The following is a 1,381-nucleotide window of genomic DNA, read 5'->3' as shown; positions in this document are numbered from 1 at the left end:
GAACGTGCTGCGGTGCGCGTGGCGCGAGGGCCGCCCTCGAGGTGTTCCACAACGCGGGATGCGACGACGACTTAGCCCGCGCTCGGCACGCCGTGGAGTCGCAAAGCCGCACGCTGCTCGTCCTTGGGGACGCACCAAGCCTGGTCTGCTGGCCAGACGAAGCGCACTACCGGCGATCCAGGCGGCCGCGGACAGGTCCGTGCAGGAAACGGGAGCCAGGCGCCCACGGGGCGCCCGGGCGCGCGGTCCTGGCCCGCCAGTGGTTCGCGGCACTGGTCGCGCCGAGCAAACAGCTCGTGACGTTCGACAACTCGGGCCACAACCCGCACCTGGACGAGCCCAGCCTGTTCGCCGCCTTCATGGCTGACGTCGTCCCGGCCTCTCCTGCCAACGCAGCGCCCTCGACATGACACACCAGTGGACGGGGTACTTCGCACGACGACCCAAGACTCGACCTTGTCCTGGGTTAACAGATTCAATATTGGTTGTTCCGTAACTGATGGTTGCGGAACGACTCCGGTCCTGTTACGTTACTTCCAGAACCGCAAATGGGGAGTTGGTCTTCATGTCCGAATCAGTGCTGGCGCCCCGCCGACCCGGTGGTCGTGGCAGTGACCGTGGTCGCCCCCGCGACCCGGACATGGACCAGGCGATCCTGCGGGCCACTATCGAGCTGCTCTCCGAAGTCGGATACGTGCAAGTGACCGTGGCCGAGGTCGCCCGTCGGGCCCGGGTGAGCAAGCCTGCCATCTACCGCCGGTGGTCGCAGAAGTCCCAGCTCGTGGTCGAAGCCATGGTTACCCAGATGCGCCCGGGCAAGGACAACGACTCGGGCAGCGCCGCCGGCGACCTGCTCGCCCTGACAGAACAACTCATCAACACCCTGACCCGCACACCGCTCGGGCGGGTCCTGCCGGGCCTGGTGGCCGAGATGGCCGCCGATCCGGTGCTCGCCACCAGCTACCGCGACTTGATCATCAAGCCCAACCAGCGCCATTGGCGCGCCGCCCTCGATCGCGGCATCGCCCGCGGCGAGCTCTCCGAACAAACCGACATCGACTTCGTACTCAACACTCTCGTCGGACCCCTGTACTTCTGCCTCCTAATCACCGGCGAACCCATCGACGCCGGCTATGCCCAGGCCGCGGTCGACCTGGTCCTCGCCCGATACGGCACGCCCCGCGGCTGACGCCGCAACCACGCAACGCACTTCCTTGCTCCACGACACGCGGTGCCCCGGTGGATCCCGCACGCCCACTTCTCGCTCGACCAGCCCACCCACGCACCACACCCCCAGACAGGATGGGACTGCCCCCGGTTTCGTTGACTCCTGACCTGTGAGGACCTGGTCCTCGCTGGAAGGATGTTCGCCATGCCGAAG

The 1,381-nt window shown here is 66.9% G+C and carries 1 protein-coding gene; it reads left to right on the top strand.

Annotated features, from left to right (window positions below; genetic code table 11):
• The first annotated feature begins 640 nt into the window (after window positions 1–640).
• Window positions 641–1,189 (top strand): TetR/AcrR family transcriptional regulator, encoded by a 549-nt coding sequence (locus tag EUA98_RS19560; RefSeq protein WP_165372932.1) that lies wholly within the window; start codon window positions 641–643, stop codon window positions 1,187–1,189.
• Window positions 1,190–1,381 lie beyond the last annotated feature (192 nt).

The sequence above is a fragment of the Pengzhenrongella frigida genome (assembly GCF_004168625.1).
Taxonomy (GTDB): Bacteria; Actinomycetota; Actinomycetes; order Actinomycetales; family Cellulomonadaceae; genus Pengzhenrongella; species Pengzhenrongella frigida.
Note: the sequence above shows the minus strand (reverse complement) of the source record. Positions and strands in the feature narration are given on the sequence as shown.

Bases quoted from the DNA above. Each gene is read 5' to 3' on its own strand.
- EUA98_RS19560 (WP_165372932.1), top strand. From the start codon at position 641: ATGGACCAGGCGATCCTGCGGGCCACTATCGAGCTGCTCTCCGAAGTC.